The organism is Parasphingorhabdus sp. (assembly GCF_039982415.1).
Taxonomy (GTDB): Bacteria; Pseudomonadota; Alphaproteobacteria; order Sphingomonadales; family Sphingomonadaceae; genus Parasphingorhabdus.
Genome location: NZ_JBDWYL010000007.1, coordinates 255,673 through 272,259 on the forward strand (window position 1 = coordinate 255,673; position 16,587 = coordinate 272,259).

The 16,587-nt window shown below is 50.5% G+C and carries 15 protein-coding genes; 6 read left to right on the forward strand and 9 right to left on the reverse strand.

Annotated elements, in window-relative coordinates; all coding sequences use genetic code 11:
• Positions 1-88 precede the first annotated feature (88 nt).
• The 8 genes from ABJU74_RS11085 to ABJU74_RS11120 all read right to left on the reverse strand — a co-directional run bounded on the left by ABJU74_RS11085 (position 89) and on the right by ABJU74_RS11120 (position 10,185).
• The gene (locus ABJU74_RS11085) at positions 89-1,513 is read right to left on the reverse strand and encodes a leucyl aminopeptidase family protein (protein ID WP_348384276.1); all 1,425 of its coding nucleotides are present in this window, start codon (positions 1,511-1,513) and stop codon (positions 89-91) included.
• Between the two features lie 43 nt (positions 1,514-1,556).
• Positions 1,557-3,080 carry an NAD(P)/FAD-dependent oxidoreductase gene (locus ABJU74_RS11090; RefSeq protein WP_348384277.1) on the reverse strand — a complete coding sequence of 508 codons (1,524 nt, stop codon included), beginning with the start codon at positions 3,078-3,080 and terminating at the stop codon, positions 1,557-1,559.
• A gap of 110 nt (positions 3,081-3,190) precedes the next feature.
• Positions 3,191-4,729 carry an NAD(P)/FAD-dependent oxidoreductase gene (locus ABJU74_RS11095; protein WP_348384278.1) on the reverse strand — a complete coding sequence of 513 codons (1,539 nt, stop codon included), beginning with the start codon at positions 4,727-4,729 and terminating at the stop codon, positions 3,191-3,193.
• Between the two features lie 251 nt (positions 4,730-4,980).
• On the reverse strand, positions 4,981-6,096 hold the full coding sequence (locus tag ABJU74_RS11100; RefSeq protein WP_348384279.1) for an MBL fold metallo-hydrolase: 1,116 nt from the start codon (positions 6,094-6,096) through the stop codon (positions 4,981-4,983).
• Positions 6,097-6,202: 106 nt separating this feature from the next.
• Positions 6,203-6,886, reverse strand: a complete 684-nt coding sequence (locus ABJU74_RS11105) for a DUF1013 domain-containing protein (RefSeq protein ID WP_348384560.1) — start codon at positions 6,884-6,886, stop codon at positions 6,203-6,205.
• Positions 6,887-7,051: 165 nt separating this feature from the next.
• The gene (locus ABJU74_RS11110; protein ID WP_348384280.1) at positions 7,052-8,116 is read right to left on the reverse strand and encodes a glycosyltransferase family 1 protein; all 1,065 of its coding nucleotides are present in this window, start codon (positions 8,114-8,116) and stop codon (positions 7,052-7,054) included.
• The gene (locus ABJU74_RS11115) at positions 8,113-9,030 is read right to left on the reverse strand and encodes a UDP-2,3-diacylglucosamine diphosphatase (RefSeq protein WP_348422570.1); all 918 of its coding nucleotides are present in this window, start codon (positions 9,028-9,030) and stop codon (positions 8,113-8,115) included. The genes ABJU74_RS11110 and ABJU74_RS11115 overlap by 4 nt, the downstream gene beginning before the upstream one ends.
• 144 nt (positions 9,031-9,174) lie before the next feature.
• Positions 9,175-10,185 (reverse strand): NAD(P)H-quinone oxidoreductase, encoded by a 1,011-nt coding sequence (locus tag ABJU74_RS11120; protein ID WP_348384282.1) that lies wholly within the window; start codon positions 10,183-10,185, stop codon positions 9,175-9,177.
• A gap of 126 nt (positions 10,186-10,311) precedes the next feature.
• Between ABJU74_RS11120 and ABJU74_RS11125 the strand changes: the two genes are divergently transcribed.
• From ABJU74_RS11125 to ABJU74_RS11150, 6 genes are all read left to right on the forward strand, one after another.
• Positions 10,312-10,512 (forward strand): DUF1192 domain-containing protein, encoded by a 201-nt coding sequence (locus ABJU74_RS11125; RefSeq protein ID WP_348384283.1) that lies wholly within the window; start codon positions 10,312-10,314, stop codon positions 10,510-10,512.
• 264 nt (positions 10,513-10,776) lie between these two features.
• Positions 10,777-13,101: an ATP-dependent Clp protease ATP-binding subunit ClpA gene (gene clpA / locus ABJU74_RS11130; protein WP_348384284.1), complete on the forward strand. Its 2,325-nt coding sequence runs from the start codon at positions 10,777-10,779 to the stop codon at positions 13,099-13,101.
• Between the two features lie 184 nt (positions 13,102-13,285).
• The gene (locus tag ABJU74_RS11135; RefSeq protein ID WP_348384285.1) at positions 13,286-13,657 is read left to right on the forward strand and encodes a VOC family protein; all 372 of its coding nucleotides are present in this window, start codon (positions 13,286-13,288) and stop codon (positions 13,655-13,657) included.
• Positions 13,658-13,659: 2 nt separating this feature from the next.
• The gene (locus ABJU74_RS11140; protein WP_348384286.1) at positions 13,660-14,352 is read left to right on the forward strand and encodes a YafY family protein; all 693 of its coding nucleotides are present in this window, start codon (positions 13,660-13,662) and stop codon (positions 14,350-14,352) included.
• Between the two features lie 91 nt (positions 14,353-14,443).
• Positions 14,444-15,070: a glutathione S-transferase family protein gene (locus tag ABJU74_RS11145; protein ID WP_348384287.1), complete on the forward strand. Its 627-nt coding sequence runs from the start codon at positions 14,444-14,446 to the stop codon at positions 15,068-15,070.
• Positions 15,071-15,169: 99 nt separating this feature from the next.
• Entirely contained in the window at positions 15,170-15,619 is a 450-nt protein-coding gene (locus ABJU74_RS11150) for a hypothetical protein (RefSeq protein WP_348384288.1), read from the forward strand.
• Positions 15,620-15,739: 120 nt separating this feature from the next.
• Here ABJU74_RS11150 and ABJU74_RS11155 read toward each other — a convergent pair whose 3' ends face one another.
• The gene (locus tag ABJU74_RS11155; protein ID WP_348384289.1) at positions 15,740-16,450 is read right to left on the reverse strand and encodes a hypothetical protein; all 711 of its coding nucleotides are present in this window, start codon (positions 16,448-16,450) and stop codon (positions 15,740-15,742) included.
• Positions 16,451-16,587 lie beyond the last annotated feature (137 nt).

Here is a 16,587-nt window from a genome sequence, read left to right on the forward strand (position 1 = left end):
TATCGCGCAATATCGCGTATTGTTACAGAGCTGTTACACCAGCCGCCCTTAACCGAGAACCTACCTGTTGATCAAGCGACGACTGCAGCTATTGGGACGGATAGCGGGATTTCAAATAGCGCCAACTCGCCCGCAGCCCCAAAGCTTCACCACCTTTGGGGCGCCCTGCCTTGCTCGCTGGCCGCCAGGCGTAAGTATCAAAATGCGCCCATGGGGTTTTTTTGGGGACAAATTTCTTGAGGAACAAGGCGGCTGTAATGCAGCCTGCAAAAGCGCCAACCGCCACATTATTGGTATCCGCAATCGGACTTTTGAGCCGATATTCGTAACGCGACCATAACGGCATCCGCCACAGGGGATCATCTTCCAAATCACCGGCATCGATAAGCCCGGCAGCCATGTCATCATCATTGCAAAACAGCGCCGGTAGATCGGGACCCAGCGCCACCCGCGCTGCGCCGGTCAAAGTTGCGAAATCCAATATCAGTTCCGGCTCTTCTTCTCCGGCCAAGGTCAAGGCATCCCCTAAAACCAAACGGCCTTCTGCATCCGTATTGCCAATTTCAACCGTTAGGCCCTTGCGGCTGTTGAGGACATCACCAGGGCGTAAGGCATGGCCATCTACGGAATTTTCAACTGCGGGCACGAGCAAGTGGAGTCGCACCGGCAGCTTGGCTTCCATAATCAATTTGGCTAAGGCAATAGCATGGGCAGCGCCGCCCATATCCTTCTTCATGATCAGCATTCCGGCTGGTGACTTCATCGACAAACCACCACTGTCAAAGGTCACACCTTTGCCGACAATCGCTATTTTGGGCGCATCTTGCTTGCCCCATTTCAATTCAATCAGACGCGGAGCATGATCGCGCATGGCAGCCTTGCCAACGCCGTGGATCATGGGGAAATTTTCTGCCAACGTATCGCCGCGCGTCACTTTACACTCGGCATTATTGGCATCCGCCAATTTTTCGACAATGTCTTCTATTTTATTGGGACCCATATCGGCTGCGGGCGTATTGACCATATCGCGAACCAAGGCCGTTGCTGCAGCCTGCCGCACCGCTTCGTCCACTTGACCGATTTCATCTTTGACCAAAAGAATACTAGGACCCTGCTGATCCGGCAGATCCTTATATTGGGTAAATTCATGCTGCGGGATCAGCCAGCCAAAAAGCGCATCTTTTGCGCTCGCGCCCGCCAGTCGATATTTGCCTTCGGGCAATCGGCCAGCCAGTTTCGCCAAGGCCCAGGGGTCAAGCTTTTTGTGGTTCTTAACGCCAGCAACAACCGCGAAATCATCCTGCAAAGACTTATCATCTTTGTCTTTCTTGCCGGTCGTGGGCAATATCAAATAGGATTCGGGATTGGCTGAGAACTTATAGGCCTTCACTATGCTGCGAACAGCGTCGGATTGGTCTTTCAACCAATCTTCAAAAACATGCACATCCAATATGTGTATCGTGCGAGCTGCTTGGCCTTTGTCGGCCTCTATCAATGTGTTAAAGTCAATCATCGCTTTTCTATAGCTGGTGATTTATCGGAACGCGAGTGTGGAATCAGGCGGCGACCGTTTCGTTATTATTGGCATCGTCCATTGACACATTGTCAGCAGGCAATGCAGGTGCACCTGCCTTGGCAAATTTCATAACCCCGTCATCAACGGTTATATGCCGCAGATTGACAATATCCTTGGCGTAATTCTGGTTGAGGCGCCAAGGTTTTTTCTGCCCTTGCTTGGGCAAATCAGCAGCAGCGCGTTCAATATAGCCGGACGAGAAATCGACAATGGTTTCCGCCACCAAATCATCGGGATCGGTCGGATGCGGATAAGCGATTTGCACGTTTTTCCGGTCCATCACATTGATCAATCGGCAGATATATTCGCTCGTCAAGTCGGCCTTTAACGTCCAGCTTGCATTGGTATATCCAAATGTCATCGCCAAATTGGGGACATCGGAAAACATCACGCCTTTATAGTTGAATCGTGATCCGAAATGAACCGGTTCACCATCTATTTCAAAAGAGGCATGGCCGCCGGACACCAGATTTAATCCGGTAGCGGTGACAATGATATCAGCGTCCAGTTTTTCGCCAGATTTCAACAATATTCCATCCGCAACAAAGCGTTCGATATGATCCGTAACAATTGATGCTTTCCCGGTTTTCAGCGATGCGAACAAATCGCTGTCAGGAACGAGACACAAGCGCTGATCCCAGGGATTATAGCTAGGCGTAAAATGCTTCATATCGACATCGTCACCGATTTCGTCGCGAACCATTTCCAGCAGCTTTTTCTTAAACCCGGCCGGTTGTTTGCGCGCGAGATTAAATGTGAACAATTGATAGAGAACATTGCGCCAGCGGGTTACGCCATAAGCCAATTTATTCGGCAATATTTTTCGCAAAGCCAACGCAAATTTGTCGACCGCCGGACGCGATACAATATAGGTTGGGGAGCGCTGCAACATCGTGACATGACCAGCAGTTTCAGCCATGGAAGGCACCAAGGTCACGGCTGTTGCACCGCTGCCGATGACGATGATTTTCTTGTCGGTATAGTCGAGATCTTCCGGCCATTGCTGGGGATGGATTACCGGGCCATGAAAATCGTCCTGACCCTTAAATTCCGGTTTATACCCGCTTTCATAGCTATAATAGCCAGAACACATGAACAGGAAATTGCATTGGATTTGCCGGGTCGTCCCGTCGCTGAGGGCGAGTGTCACGGTCCATGTCGCTGATGCGCTCGACCAGCTGGCATGCGTCACTTTTTGTTCAAATCGTATATGTTTGGCGAGATCATATTCCGCCACTGTTTCATGCAGATAATCCAAAATGGTCGGCGCATCCGCAATTGCCTTGCGCGCAGTCCAGGGTTTGAAATTATAGCCCAATGTGTACATGTCGCTATCTGAACGGATACCCGGATAGCGGAACAAATCCCAAGTCCCTCCCAGTCGCTCTCGCCCCTCAACAATGGCAAAGCTTTTGCCTGGGCAACGTTTGGAGAGATGAACAGCTGCGCCAATACCGGAAATACCCGCGCCAACAATCAAAACATCAAGATTTTCATTTTCCATATACGCTACCTACTGACATTGATGTTAATTGCAAGCCAGTCTGCATCAAAAACCGCAATGACCACCCGATCTATTCGCACACTCCAGAAAAGGAGCGACTAGCCATGCTGTTACTCAGCCGCTTCCAACTGAGGCTCTGATCCCGATTCTGTAGCGCTATTGGGTCCATAAAATTGCAACACATCATCGTCGAGAGGTCCATCGAGCAGAACTTTTTTATCAAACAGATAGTCCTGATTGAGCTTCCATGGCATTTTCGTGCTGTTACGGGGGAGCTCATGGATAGAACGCTTAATATAACCGGAGGAAAAGTCGAAAAGCTCCTCCTCTTCGATTGTTTCTGTCAATTTGGGATTGGCAATTCGTGTGCTGGTCGCGTCCATATGATTGAGCAGACGGCAGGTATATTCCGAAACAATATCGGCCTTGAGCGTCCAGGACGCGTTCAAATAACCAAAGACGATGGCCATATTGGGAATGTCAGAGAACATGCAGCCTTTATAATAATAGTGATCGTGGAAAGAGATTGGCTTGCCATCAACCTCAAACGCCACCTTGCCAGCCACAGCCAGCTTTAAGCCGGTTGCTGTTACGATGATGTCCGCATCCAGTTTCTCACCCGATTTCAATTGAATACCATCGGCGGTTACCGATTCAATATGCCCGGTTTTCACATCCGCAGCGCCCGAACTAATTGCTTTGAACATATCGCTATCAGGAACCAAGCAGAGTCGCTGCTCCCATGGCCCGTAAGGTGGGGTATAATCTTCCTTATTATATTTTTCGCCCAATTCCTTCTTGAGCGGTTTTTCCAATTTCTTGATAATCTTCTCTGGCTTGTTTCGAGCCATATTGAAGGTGATGTCCTGCATCTTGACGTTTTTCCATCGGATGAACTTATAAGCCCATGTGTCCGGCATGATCTTGCGCAGAAAATTGGCCAGATGGTCTCGGGCGTCGCGCGCAAAATACCAAGTTGGTGTTCGTTGGAGCATCGTCACATGCTTGGCTTTTTCAGCCATAACTGGAACAATAGTCACCGCTGTGGCGCCGCTCCCGATGATGACGACTTTCTTGTCACTATAGTCCAGTTCTTTCGGCCAGAATTGAGGATGGACCACTTCTCCAGAAAAATTCTCTATCCCTGATATTTGAGCATCATATCCTTGATCATAATCATAATAACCGGAGCCCATATAAAGAAAATTGGCATGCATGACCGCGTGGCTGCCGTCTGATTTTTCTGCCGTTACGGTCCAACGCGCGTCTTCGCTAGACCAGCTGGCGGACAGCACTTTGTGGCCGAAACGTATATGCTTTTCGAGATTATTTTTGGCTTTTATCCGGTGGAGATAATTCATGATCGATGGACCATCGGCAATGGCCTTTTGTTCTGTCCAGGGTTCAAAATTAAACCCTAATGTATGCATATCGCTGTCCGACCGAATGCCGGGATATTGGAACAGATTCCAAGTGCCCCCGATTTCGTCACGGCGTTCGACCAAAGCGAAACTTTTATCCGGGCATTTTTCCTGCAAATGCACGGCCATGCCGATACCGGAAATTCCAGCGCCAACGATTAGAACATCCACCGAATTTACCGGTTCTACATCACCATTACCGCGCTGCATTTGTGTTTGCGTAGCCATTTGCCGTCTCTCCCAGCTTTGGCCGCACTATGCCATCGTGTCGACAAGGTTGCAAATGACAATTTAATCAAACGATTAAGCGCAGAAAATCGCATTGGTTTTTCAGTATATCAACAATATTTCAATATCTTATGGAAAGTGTTTTACAATGCTCAAGAGACCTGCGCGAGCCGCTGGTACCAGATCGGCGGGACTACAGCCCAGTTAGGTATCAGAATCATTCGGAATAAGACAGCGTTTGACTTCTTTCACTAAGCCCGTGCGTACCAGGCCGTTCCATCTCGTACTTCGTGGGTGGCTCTTCCGGTATTTTCCAAATGCCGGAATGTCGCCATGGCTTCACCGGTAGCCATGCCAATCACATCACTTCCAATCGGCCGCGAAAAAAGCAGCGGAAAACTGTCGATAACGCGCATCGGTTTTTCCGCCAACGCAGCGACAACATCATCCAACGCTTCATTGTGCCGAAGCGCGAGCGTATCCAATCGCTGATGCGCTCCTTTAAACGGCCGGCCGTGAGCCGGGAGCACCAGCAGATCTGGATCAATCTCTGCCCGAAACCGGTCAATGCTAGCCAACCACTCCCCAAGCGGGTCGGCAGTGGGCTCACTTAACATGACCGAAATATTCGACGTGATACGCGGTAATATTTGATCACCAGAGATCATCACCTGATTGGCGTCATCAATCAGACAGGCATGTTCCGGTGTATGACCGCGGCCGATCATGATCCGCCAATCACTTTGCCCAATGGCCAAAAGATCCCCTTCATCCATTCTGATATGACCGACGGGCAGCCGTGAAACAGCGCGGGCAAAGCGCCCCCATCCGCCTTCGCATTTTTCCTGAATTAAGCTCTCATCCCAGCCTGCAAATCTCCATTCATCAATGGCCTCCTGTGGAACTTCAGCACTGACATCAGCTGTTAGCATTCGCGCCAAAAGCCATTCCGTTCGGTTCATATGTACAGGGGCCTTAAACCGATTGGCCAGCCATCCAGCACATCCGACATGATCGGGATGAAAATGGGTGACCACTATTTTCGTCGCGGTCTTGCTGTTCAATCCCTTTTCAAACAAGGATTTCCATGACTCGATAACAGTGGGCATGAACAGGCCCGTGTCCACAATCGCAAAACCGGGCGTCCCGTCGGGATGCACATCATCCAATATCCAATTGTTGATATGCCCCAAGGGCCCGGGCACCGGCGTCCGCGTCCAACCAATACCCGGCATCAGTTCAAAATATTCACCATATTGCGGTTCATAATCGCCGAGCGGGTAAACTAAACCCTCCGCTTCAATCGGATCAAAGCCGTGATCGGCGAGGGTTGCATCATAAGCGGGAGAAGAGGTGGCAGCATCCATGGGTCGACCATAGACACAGCCATGGAAAAGACGCAACTGGATTTAATTGGTCAATTAATGCCAGCACAAAAGCCAAACCAAAGACGCGCTAGGCTTTGCCGCCCTGCTAGCTATCTTTGAAAAGAGTCTCAGCGGTCAAATCTTCCGTAGCAATTTCTTCGCCTGATTCCGCTGCCAGCGCCGCCTCAGCATCGCGTTCGGCTTGTGCACGCTCTTCGTGCAACTCTGCAATCAATGCTTCCTTGTCTCCGCCCAATTTCTTGTCTTCCGGAACCTCGGGTTCGATACCGGCTTTTTTGGCGGCCTTGGCAACTACTGCATCCAGTTCGCGTTGCGAACATAGGCCGAGCGTAACCGGATCTTTCGGAACAATATTGGCAATATTCCAATGTTCACGGTCCCGAATCGCATTAATTGTTGTACGGGTTGTCCCGATGAGCTTGCCCACTTGTGCATCCGAAATTTCAGGATGATTACGAAGCAACCAGGCAATCCCATCCGGCTTGTCCTGCCGCTTCGATACCGGCGTGTAGCGCGGACCTTTGGTACGGCGGACTTGATCCGGACCTTTTTGCAATTGCATCCGATATTCCGGATCAGCTTCCGCTTTTGCAATTTCATCGTTGGTCAGTTCATGCGCCTGTACGGGATCCCGGCCGGTATATTTGGATCCAGCCAGATCATCCGCCATCGCATTGACTTCGAGAATATGAATGCCACAAAATTCGGCAATTTGTTCAAAACTCAATCCAGTATTGTCAACCAGCCAGCTAGCGGTTGCATGCGGCATAAGCGGTGTTGGATTTTCTTGGGCCACGGCGGCGTCCTTTTTAAAAAATAAGGGCCGCCCCTTGCGGGAGCGACCTGTTCGGGTTGCTATGTAGGCCATATCAGAAGAGTCGGCAAGATATTTGCTTCACCCATCCCCTTTTTGCTGCTTTTTTGCCTGCAATGGCTAACCGTTGGCAAAAATCGCTTTGGCAAGAAATCGCCGTGACATATGTGCTTTTCTTTCCGTTTCCATCGGCACCAACCCATCCAGAAATTGCCTTGCACTGGCTGGCCAACTAAATTGTGCCGCATGTCGGATACAATCCCCGCTGCTCAAACCCTGTGCCTGGGCAATGGCCGCGTTCAAATCCTCGGCCATCACGCCAGATTTCTCAGTCAAAATATCGATCGGACCGGTTACCGGGAAAGCCGCTACAGGGGTTCCGCAAGCGAGTGCTTCAATGAGGACTAGTCCAAAAGTATCTGTTTTACTTGGAAAAACAAAAACGTCCGCTCCGGCATAGCACCCGGCAAGAGCTTCGCCAGATTGGTGACCTAAAAAGTGGATATCGGGATATTGCATGCGCAATTGATCAAGGGCAGGACCGTCTCCAACAACCACCTTGCAGCCGCGTTGGTCGGTATCCAAAAAGGCTTGAATATTTTTTTCTACCGCAATCCGACCGACATAAAGCTGGATCGGACGTGGCAATGCGGCGAATAGTTCCGGCGGCGCAGCCTCAGGCGAAAAATGCCTCAAATCGACACCGCGACTCCAATCATGCACTTGCGACAACCGTTTCTCAACCAGCTGTCGCCGCACCGTATGAGTTGCGACCATGATGGCGCGGGATCGGCCATGAAACCAGCGAATATAGGGCCAGAAAAACCGCGCAGACAAATGCGTTCGCTTTGCTAGATAATCCGGGAAATTCGTATGATAAGCCGTTGTAAAAGCGTATTTTTTACGCTTACACCAACGCCGTGCTGAAACACATAATGGCCCTTCTGTTGCCAAATGAATCGCATCGGGCTGGAAGTCAGATATTTTTTTGCCGACATTACGCGCACGGGTCATCGCCAGACGAATTTCAGGATAGCTTGGTGCTGCAACCGATCGAAACTGATCCGGCGAAACAACCAGCACTTCGTGCCCCCATTGGCGTAAAATCTCGATAACCGTGTCCAAAGTCCGAACAACACCATTTACTTGCGGGTGCCAAGCGTCAGTGATCAAAGCAATCTTCATGCCGCCTGCTCCAGATTGTCTTTCGCGGTTTTTAGGGTCATGGGCTGGACGCGCCTTGCCTTGCGCGCCGCAATCTCATCCGCCCAATGGAGAATTTCCATGGTTCCATCGTCACATTCTACCAAGGCGGTGCATCCCTCGACCCAGTCCCCGTCATTATAATATTCAATTCCCTCAATTTGGCGCATCTCGGCCGTATGAATATGGCCGCAGACCACGCCATCAACACCGCGGTTCTGAGCGGCCTTGGCAACCAATTCTTCAAAGTGCCCAATAAACTCGATCGCATTTTTGACCTTATGTTTTGCCACTTTGGACAAGGACCAATAGGGCAGATCCATACGTCGCCGGAACGCGTTGACGAGCCAGTTAATCCGCATCAACGTCGTATATGCCGCGTCGCCGACAAAGGCGATCCAGCGGTGCGCTAGCATCACCGTATCAAATTCATCGCCATGCATGACGAGCAGACGGCGGCCATCGGCTGTTTCATGAATAGCATGCCGCCGAATTTCCACACCGCCGAAATTCAGTCCCGTAAATTGCCGGAACATTTCGTCATGATTGCCAGGAATATAAACGATACGCGTTTCCCGCTTGGCCCGCTTCAATATCCGCCAGATGATATCATTGTGCCCATCAGGCCAATAAAATTTCTTCTTTAAGCGCCAGCCATCAATAATATCGCCGACCAAGTAGAGCGTATCGCTGTCAACATGGTCAAGAAAGTCGATCAACAGATCAGCGTTGCAGCCGCGCGTGCCAAGGTGGATATCAGATATCCAAATCGTGCGATATCGCGTCCGATCTGCCGGGTCCACCCTTGGCTGGCGAACCAGCCGGGTTTCATAATGATCCGCCTCCAGCAGAGGAATGTCAGATGCTGAAATTGGGGGAAATTGCTTGGCCATCATATCGCTCCCACGGAAACTGCCCACGGGAATTCTATAGCTTGGCATTATGACAGGATGATTCCGGTTTTGTGAAAGTTTATTTACAAAATCCGCTGAGATATTGACTGGTATTTTCCCCAGACCAACAAAATAGTTGGTTGAAAATTAGGATATTTTGAGAATGATTTTGCCAATATGGTCGCCTGCTTCCATATGTGCGTGCGCCTTGGCTGCATCGGCCAATGCAAAAGCTTCATCCATTACCGGTTTCAGCTTGCCTGCTTCGATATCAGGCCAGACATAGCGATAGAGCTCATCGGCCAATAGCGCTTTTCTATCGGCCGACTGTGGCCGCAGCGTCGAACCGGTTAAGGTGAGACGTTTCATCATTATCTGCGCCATATTCAAATTGGCCATGACCCCGCCTTGCACCGCGATGGTGACGTGCCGCCCGTCTTCCTTCAAGCAGTTTAAATTGCGCGCCACATAATCACCTGCGACCATGTCGAGCACCAGTTCGACACCTTGGCCATCCGTAATTTTCTTAATTTCTTCAACAAAATCCTGTGTCTTATAGTTGATTGCATGGTCGGCGCCGATTGTCTTGGCCGCTGTACATTTTTGATCCGATCCGCAAGTCACAATAACTTTCAGGCCGAATAATTTGCCCAGCATAATCGCCATCGTGCCAATGCCGCTAGTTCCGCCGTGCACCAACACCGTTTCTTCTTCTCTCGCAAATCCCCGATTAAACAAATTGCTCCAAACCGTGAACAAGGTTTCCGGCAAAGCGGCGGCCTCTTCCATCGACAAATTTTCCGGAACGGGGAGGCATTGCCCGATAGGCGCCACACAAAATTCTGCATAGCCTCCGCCATTGGTCAAAGCGCAGATTTTCCGGCCCATCCATTCAGGTTCCACACCGCTGCCCAAAGCGACAACGATACCCGATACCTCTAGCCCCGGGAGCGGAGAGGCTCCGGGAGGCGCGGGGTATAAGCCCATCCGCTGGACGACATCGGGACGGTTCACCCCTGCCGCGACAACTTGAATGAGCACCTCGCCAGCGGCTGGTTCGGGTACCGCCATTTTCTCGGGTTTGAGGACTTCTGGACCACCAGGTTCACTAATCGCGACAGCCGTCATTTCGGACTGCAAAACTTCTGATATTGTCATGATTGCCCCAATCTCCCAAAAACACGCAAAAAGCTGCCCCGTTTTTTGTTATCACCTTATTGACAGCAAAGACGCAGCGGTCAACATTGTCGATATAAATGGCCTGAATTGAAGGGATAATTTTACATGCATGAAGATGATGATCTGCCCCGCAACAGCAATGATCCACTCAGCCTTCTGGTCAAACAGGATATCGATCCCCTCTCGGTCGATGAGTTGGACAAGAGAATTTCAGCTTTGAAAAATGAAATAAGTCGCTGTGAAGCCAAAAAAAGCTTCGCGGTTTCTCATCGTGCAACCGCCGATAGCTTGTTTAAAAAGACGTAAATTCTGTACTCTTGGTAAGAATTTGTTAACCCTCTATCTTAATATTCCAATTTAAGTTGATCCGCGTTGAACCGTTCAGGAAAGAAGAGACAAAAATAAGCTAAACCGTAGTATATAGCATGCCGTTCTTCGGATAGCCCCTTGATGTTTTTTGGGTTGCGCATAGATTGAAGAAGACGCTGAAAAGTTAAGGTTAGAGCCATACCGGCCCACATAGGCTTTTCATTACCGGGACAATCCATTGTCCCACCAAGGAGTAAATACATGCCTTCATTCGCTGAATCATTGGAAAAGACCCTTCATCAGGCGCTCAAAAATGCGGCGGATCGGTCTCATGAATATGCGACGTTGGAACATTTGCTGCTTGCGTTGATCGACGATGGAGACGCGTCGCAAGTCATGAATGCATGCGGTGTCGACTTAGGCGAACTGGAAGATGCCGTTGTCTTATATCTCGACAGCGAGCTCGACTCCCTAAAGGTTGAAAAATCCATTGATCCCTCCCCGACATCTGGTTTCCAACGGGTTGTCCAAAGGGCCATTTTGCATGTCCAGTCATCCGGAAAAGACGAAGTAACCGGCGCCAATGTTCTGGTTGCTCTTTTTTCCGAGCGCGAAAGCTATGCCGTCTATTTTCTGCAACAACAGGATATGAGCCGATTGGATGCGGTCAGTTTCATCAGCCACGGTGTTGGCAAAGGCGGTCAGTCGGTTGATCCTGCTGAATTATCAAATGGCGAGGAATCCGACGAGAAAAAAGACGCCAAGGGCAAAAAAGAAACCGCGCTTGATCAATTTACCGTCAACTTGAATGAAAAAGCAAAGGACGGGCGGATTGATCCTCTCATTGGCCGTCAAGCCGAAGTGGACCGGACTGTTCAGATCCTGTGCCGCCGCTCCAAAAATAATCCCCTTTATGTCGGTGAACCTGGCGTCGGGAAAACAGCCATTGCCGAAGGCTTGGCTCTGCGCATTGTCGAAGAAAATGTGCCGGACGTACTTAAATCCGCCGTCATTTATTCCTTGGACATGGGATCATTGCTCGCCGGAACGCGCTATCGCGGTGATTTTGAAGAACGGTTGAAGCAAGTTGTTTCTGAACTGGAAAAAATGCCGGACGCGATTTTGTTTATCGATGAAATCCATACGGTTATCGGCGCGGGTGCAACCAGCGGCGGTGCAATGGATGCATCCAATCTGCTTAAACCTGCGCTTTCCGGCGGTATCATCCGTTGCGTGGGTTCAACCACTTATAAAGAATTCCGCAATCATTTTGAAAAAGACCGGGCACTTTTGCGGCGGTTCCAGAAAATTGATGTCAACGAACCCAGCGTTGAAGATACCATCAAGATATTGGCGGGTCTTCGCGGCGCTTTTGAAGAGCATCACAAGGTGCGCTATGCGCCCGATGCTCTAAAATCTGCGGTCGAATTGTCCACCCGTTATATTAACGATCGGAAGCTGCCGGACAAAGCCATTGATGTGATCGATGAAGTCGGCGCTATGCAAATGCTGCTACCGCCATCGCGCCGAAAGAAAATGATTACGACGCGTGATATTGAAGCGGTTATCGCAACCATGGCACGCATCCCGCCTAAATCCGTGTCGAAAGATGACAAGAAGACGCTCGAAAATCTCGACAAGGATCTCAAACGGGTTGTCTTTGGGCAAAACGCGGCAATTGAAAAACTGTCCAGCGCCATCAAACTTTCCCGCGCCGGACTGCGAGAGCCGAACAAACCGATTGGCAACTACCTGTTTTCCGGACCAACGGGTGTTGGTAAAACAGAAGTCGCACGCCAGCTATCGTCCATCATGGGCATTCCGCTGCAACGGTTTGATATGTCCGAATATATGGAACGCCACAGCGTTTCCCGGCTTATCGGTGCACCTCCCGGCTATGTCGGCTATGATCAGGGCGGCTTGCTAACCGACGCCGTCGATCAAAACCCGCATTGCGTATTGCTGCTCGACGAAATTGAAAAAGCGCATCCCGATCTGTTCAACATTCTTCTGCAAGTAATGGATAACGGGAAACTGACAGACCACCATGGAAAAACCGTCGATTTCCGCAATGTCATTTTGATCATGACCACCAATGCGGGCGCTTCCGACATGGCGAAAGAAGGCATTGGCTTTGGCAATATATCCAAAGAGGATGCCAGCGATGAAGCCGTGAAGAAAATGTTCACACCTGAATTCCGTAACCGGTTGGATGCGATTGTGCCATTTTCCTATCTTCCACCAGAAGTCGTGGCGCGTGTTGTCGAGAAGTTTATCTTGGAACTGGAGCTGCAACTGGCAGATCAGAATGTCCACATTACCTTGGATGACGATGCTTCGAAATGGCTCACCGAACGCGGCTATGACAAGCTCTATGGCGCGCGCCCAATGGGCCGCCTAATCCAGGAGAAAATCAAGCAACCATTGGCCGAGGAACTGTTATTCGGCAAATTGGTCAATGGCGGCGAAGTGAAAGTCCATCTCAAAGATAATGAGCTGTCTTTCGAGGTGACACCTTCGGCGCCGTCAGCGAAGAAAAAGAAGAAAACCCCTCCGAAGAAAAAGGCTCCTACAAAGAGTAAGTAACTTCGCGAAAAAGCCGGGCCTCGGCCCTACCCTCATGAAAGCGGCGTGACTGGTCTCACGCCGCCTTTTTGATTTATAGCGATGCCCAATGGTAGCCACAAATTTTTAAACCCTACTGACAATATGCTGTCAGTAGGGCTATGGCATAGCAAACTTGTCCCCAACAACGAAGAGGAGCAAGTTAGTGAACAAAGCGAAGAATAACCGTCTGGTATGGACCGAAATTCCGGTTACCAACCTGGAACGGGCTACCAGCTTTTATGAAACGTTATTGGAAGCCACGCTGACAAAAAATGAAGCGGGCCCGCAACCGATTATGATGTTGCCCTATGAAGGACAAAATGCCTCATCTGGCCATCTGTATGAAGGAAAGCCGGCAACCCAGGGCGATGGAATCACGGCGCATCTTGCGGTTGATGGCTATCTTGATGATGCCATGGAGCGCGTTAAGAAAGGCGGTGGAGAAGTGGTATCGGATGTCATTCTAATTCCCGCAGGTTCCTTTTTCTATGCCAAAGATACCGAGGGCAATTCACTCGGTATTTTCAAAAATTAGATATGCGCAGAGCCGATCGCCTTTTTCAGATTGTGCAATTTCTGCGGGGAAGTCGGCTCTTGACCGCATCCAATTTGGCTGAGCGTTTAGAAGTATCCGAGCGCACTATTTATCGGGACATTGCGGACCTTCAATCCACCGGTGTCCCGATAGATGGTGAACCCGGGATAGGGTATATCATGCGCAGCGGTTTTGATCTGCCGCCGCTGATGTTCACCCGAGATGAGATTGTCGCCCTGGTCACCGGGGCGCGTATGGTCAAGGCCTGGGGTGGTTCCAAGATGATCGAAGCCGCCGAAGAAGCGCTTGTGAAAATCGAAACCATCTTGCCGGAAAAGGATCGGAGCCGCGTCGGCAGTGCAAAAATTTTCGCGCCGGAAATGGGTTTGCAAGCGGAAACCAGAAAGACAATTGATCGCTGCGAGGCGGCCATTGATGCCCGCGATATCCTGTCTTTTGCCTATGAGGATCAGACCGGTTCGGCAACGCAACGACAAGTCCAGCCGCTGGGCTTATGGTTCTGGGGCAAAACCTGGACATTGGTAGCCTGGTGCGAACTGAGGGAGGATTTTCGAATGTTTCGATTGGACCGGATTTTTGGACTAGCCAAAACCGGGCTGAAATATACCCCCGCACCGGAGCGATCACTAGCTGAGATATTGCGAAAAATTGAAACGAAATATGGCAAGCAGTGAAAGCTTGATCTGGAATATGGCCGGTAATTGATCCTCGCCCATCGATCTGTTTGTGATAAGCTAACCCACTCCAACGACTAAGGAACAGCCCATGACTTCCACACCATCGACGCTATTGTTCTACACCAACCCGATGTCCCGCGGTCAAATTGCGCGCTGGGCTCTGCACGAGGCCGGCGCAGATTATGATCAAAAAATTGTGGAATATGATCCCGATATGAAGTCAGCCGAATATCTGGCGATTAATCCCATGGGGAAAGTACCCGCGATCGTTCACAACGATAAGGTGGTAACCGAATGCGCAGCGATATGCGTCTATTTGGCGGACATTTTCCCGGACGCAGGTCTGCAACCCAGCGCCAGGGAGCGGGCCGATTATTATCGCTGGCTATTTTTTGCCGCGGGGCCGCTGGAGCAAGCGGTATTTGATCGCAATTTGGGCCTGACCCCGACGGCCGACCAACAACGGTCTGCCGGTTATGGCAGTTATGAGCAATCCATGGACGTTCTCGATCAGCATCTGCAATCGCGGGACTATGTTTGCGGCAATCGTTTCACCATGGCTGATGTGTATGTCGGGTCGCAGGTCGACTGGGGTCTGCAATTTGGAACTTTTCCCGAACGAGACAGTTTTGCAGCCTATGCTGAACGGTTACGCAAACGCGCACATTACAAAGCTTCCAAGGCTATCGACAACGCCTTGATGCCAACCGGCTGAAGAAAAAATCATACCGGTGTAACCTTATCGCCAATGGATGCGAAACCTTCTGTGAGAGCGGCAATCAATCGGTTGCCGCAACACAGGAAGGAAGACGTCATGAAAAATGCAATTATCGTCACTGCCGCTGCCCTTATCAGCATCACTGCCACCCCCGCATTGGCTGACTCTGCCGTGGATACAGACTCCATGGTAGAAGCTGCTTCCCCCCAAAAGCACCAAGCTGTTGACCTTCCTGTGACCAATTTCGATCTGGCCGCTGTTGCCCAGCCATCAAATCACAGCTTCATGGCAACAATGGTCACTGATTTTGAACCAGGATATCGCGTAAATAGCGAACTCTCACCGGTTGCGGTTGAACCAGATGCTGGCTTGGCCGGTCTGTTTGTGCCGCGGGAATTTGCGTTTCGCTCCACCGCTCAAGACAGCGGCGTAGATGCGATTAATCCGGGTCGTTTCATTTCCAGTTCCATCCGGTCTGACTTTTTGTCGGATGCTGGTCCTGCGGCTGCCGACAAAAGTTCGGTCGGCGTTCGGTTCGGCTTTTAACCTATCCCTCCTTCTTTCAGCGCGCTCTCCTCATCCCCTCGATTGCTGAAAGTCAAAGGCCAGATGGAGCAATCCATCTGGCCTTCTTTTTGTTCTGATTCCTAGCAGAAACAAACCGCGCTAACCGCCTTTGGTAAGCCCGGTTGTGTTAATCGTCTCATCCGCGGCATCACGAGCCTGTTCAGGCGCATATTGGCGGCGCCACTCATCGAGATCGCGCTCATACTCCTCATAAGCGAGGTAAAAATCGTTAAATGGCTTTTCCAATTCGGCCAGAGCTTGTGCTCCAAAGGCTTCCATATCCTCCGACTTTGTAATAATGGCGCGCTGGCTGACTTGCACAGCCTGATCACAAAATGGACGCCGGAGCGGTGAAAAGGACCAATAATTGTACAAACGGGTTTGATGGCGGTCATGAGCCCGTTGGTAACCATTGCCGATTTCTCGACGAAATTTGCTCAAGATTGCTGTATTCGCGTTACGCAGAAACCTTTTATTGTTTCCGATGAACGCATTATAATCGCTAACAAGGCGCTCATATTGCGAGCCTGTGCAACTCAGCGCTGCGACATTTAATGCTGCCCGAACATGCCACACAGTCTGCAATGGTCCGATGTCACGATTGATTGTTTGACGCAATCCATCCGCACGCAAGGGAGGAACAATAGTGTTCGCACTCGCTCCAAATGGGGTTGTCGGAGCGCGCGGTGTATATTGTGGCGTCGCAACCGGTGCCGATGGCGGTGGTGGTGGCGCCGTTTGGCAGGCTGCCAGAACAGACACGGTGGCGGCAGCAATGGCCAATCGAATTTTCTTTGTACCCACGAACACTTTTATCTCCCCATATTCTTCAAAAAATTCTTATGCCGCCCCCCTCACCTTGTCCAGCATTAGCGTCGGAAAAGCGATCAATTGGCAAAAGAAAAAGCCCAGCAGTTGCCTGCCGGGCTTTGTCATAGCCAAAGGTT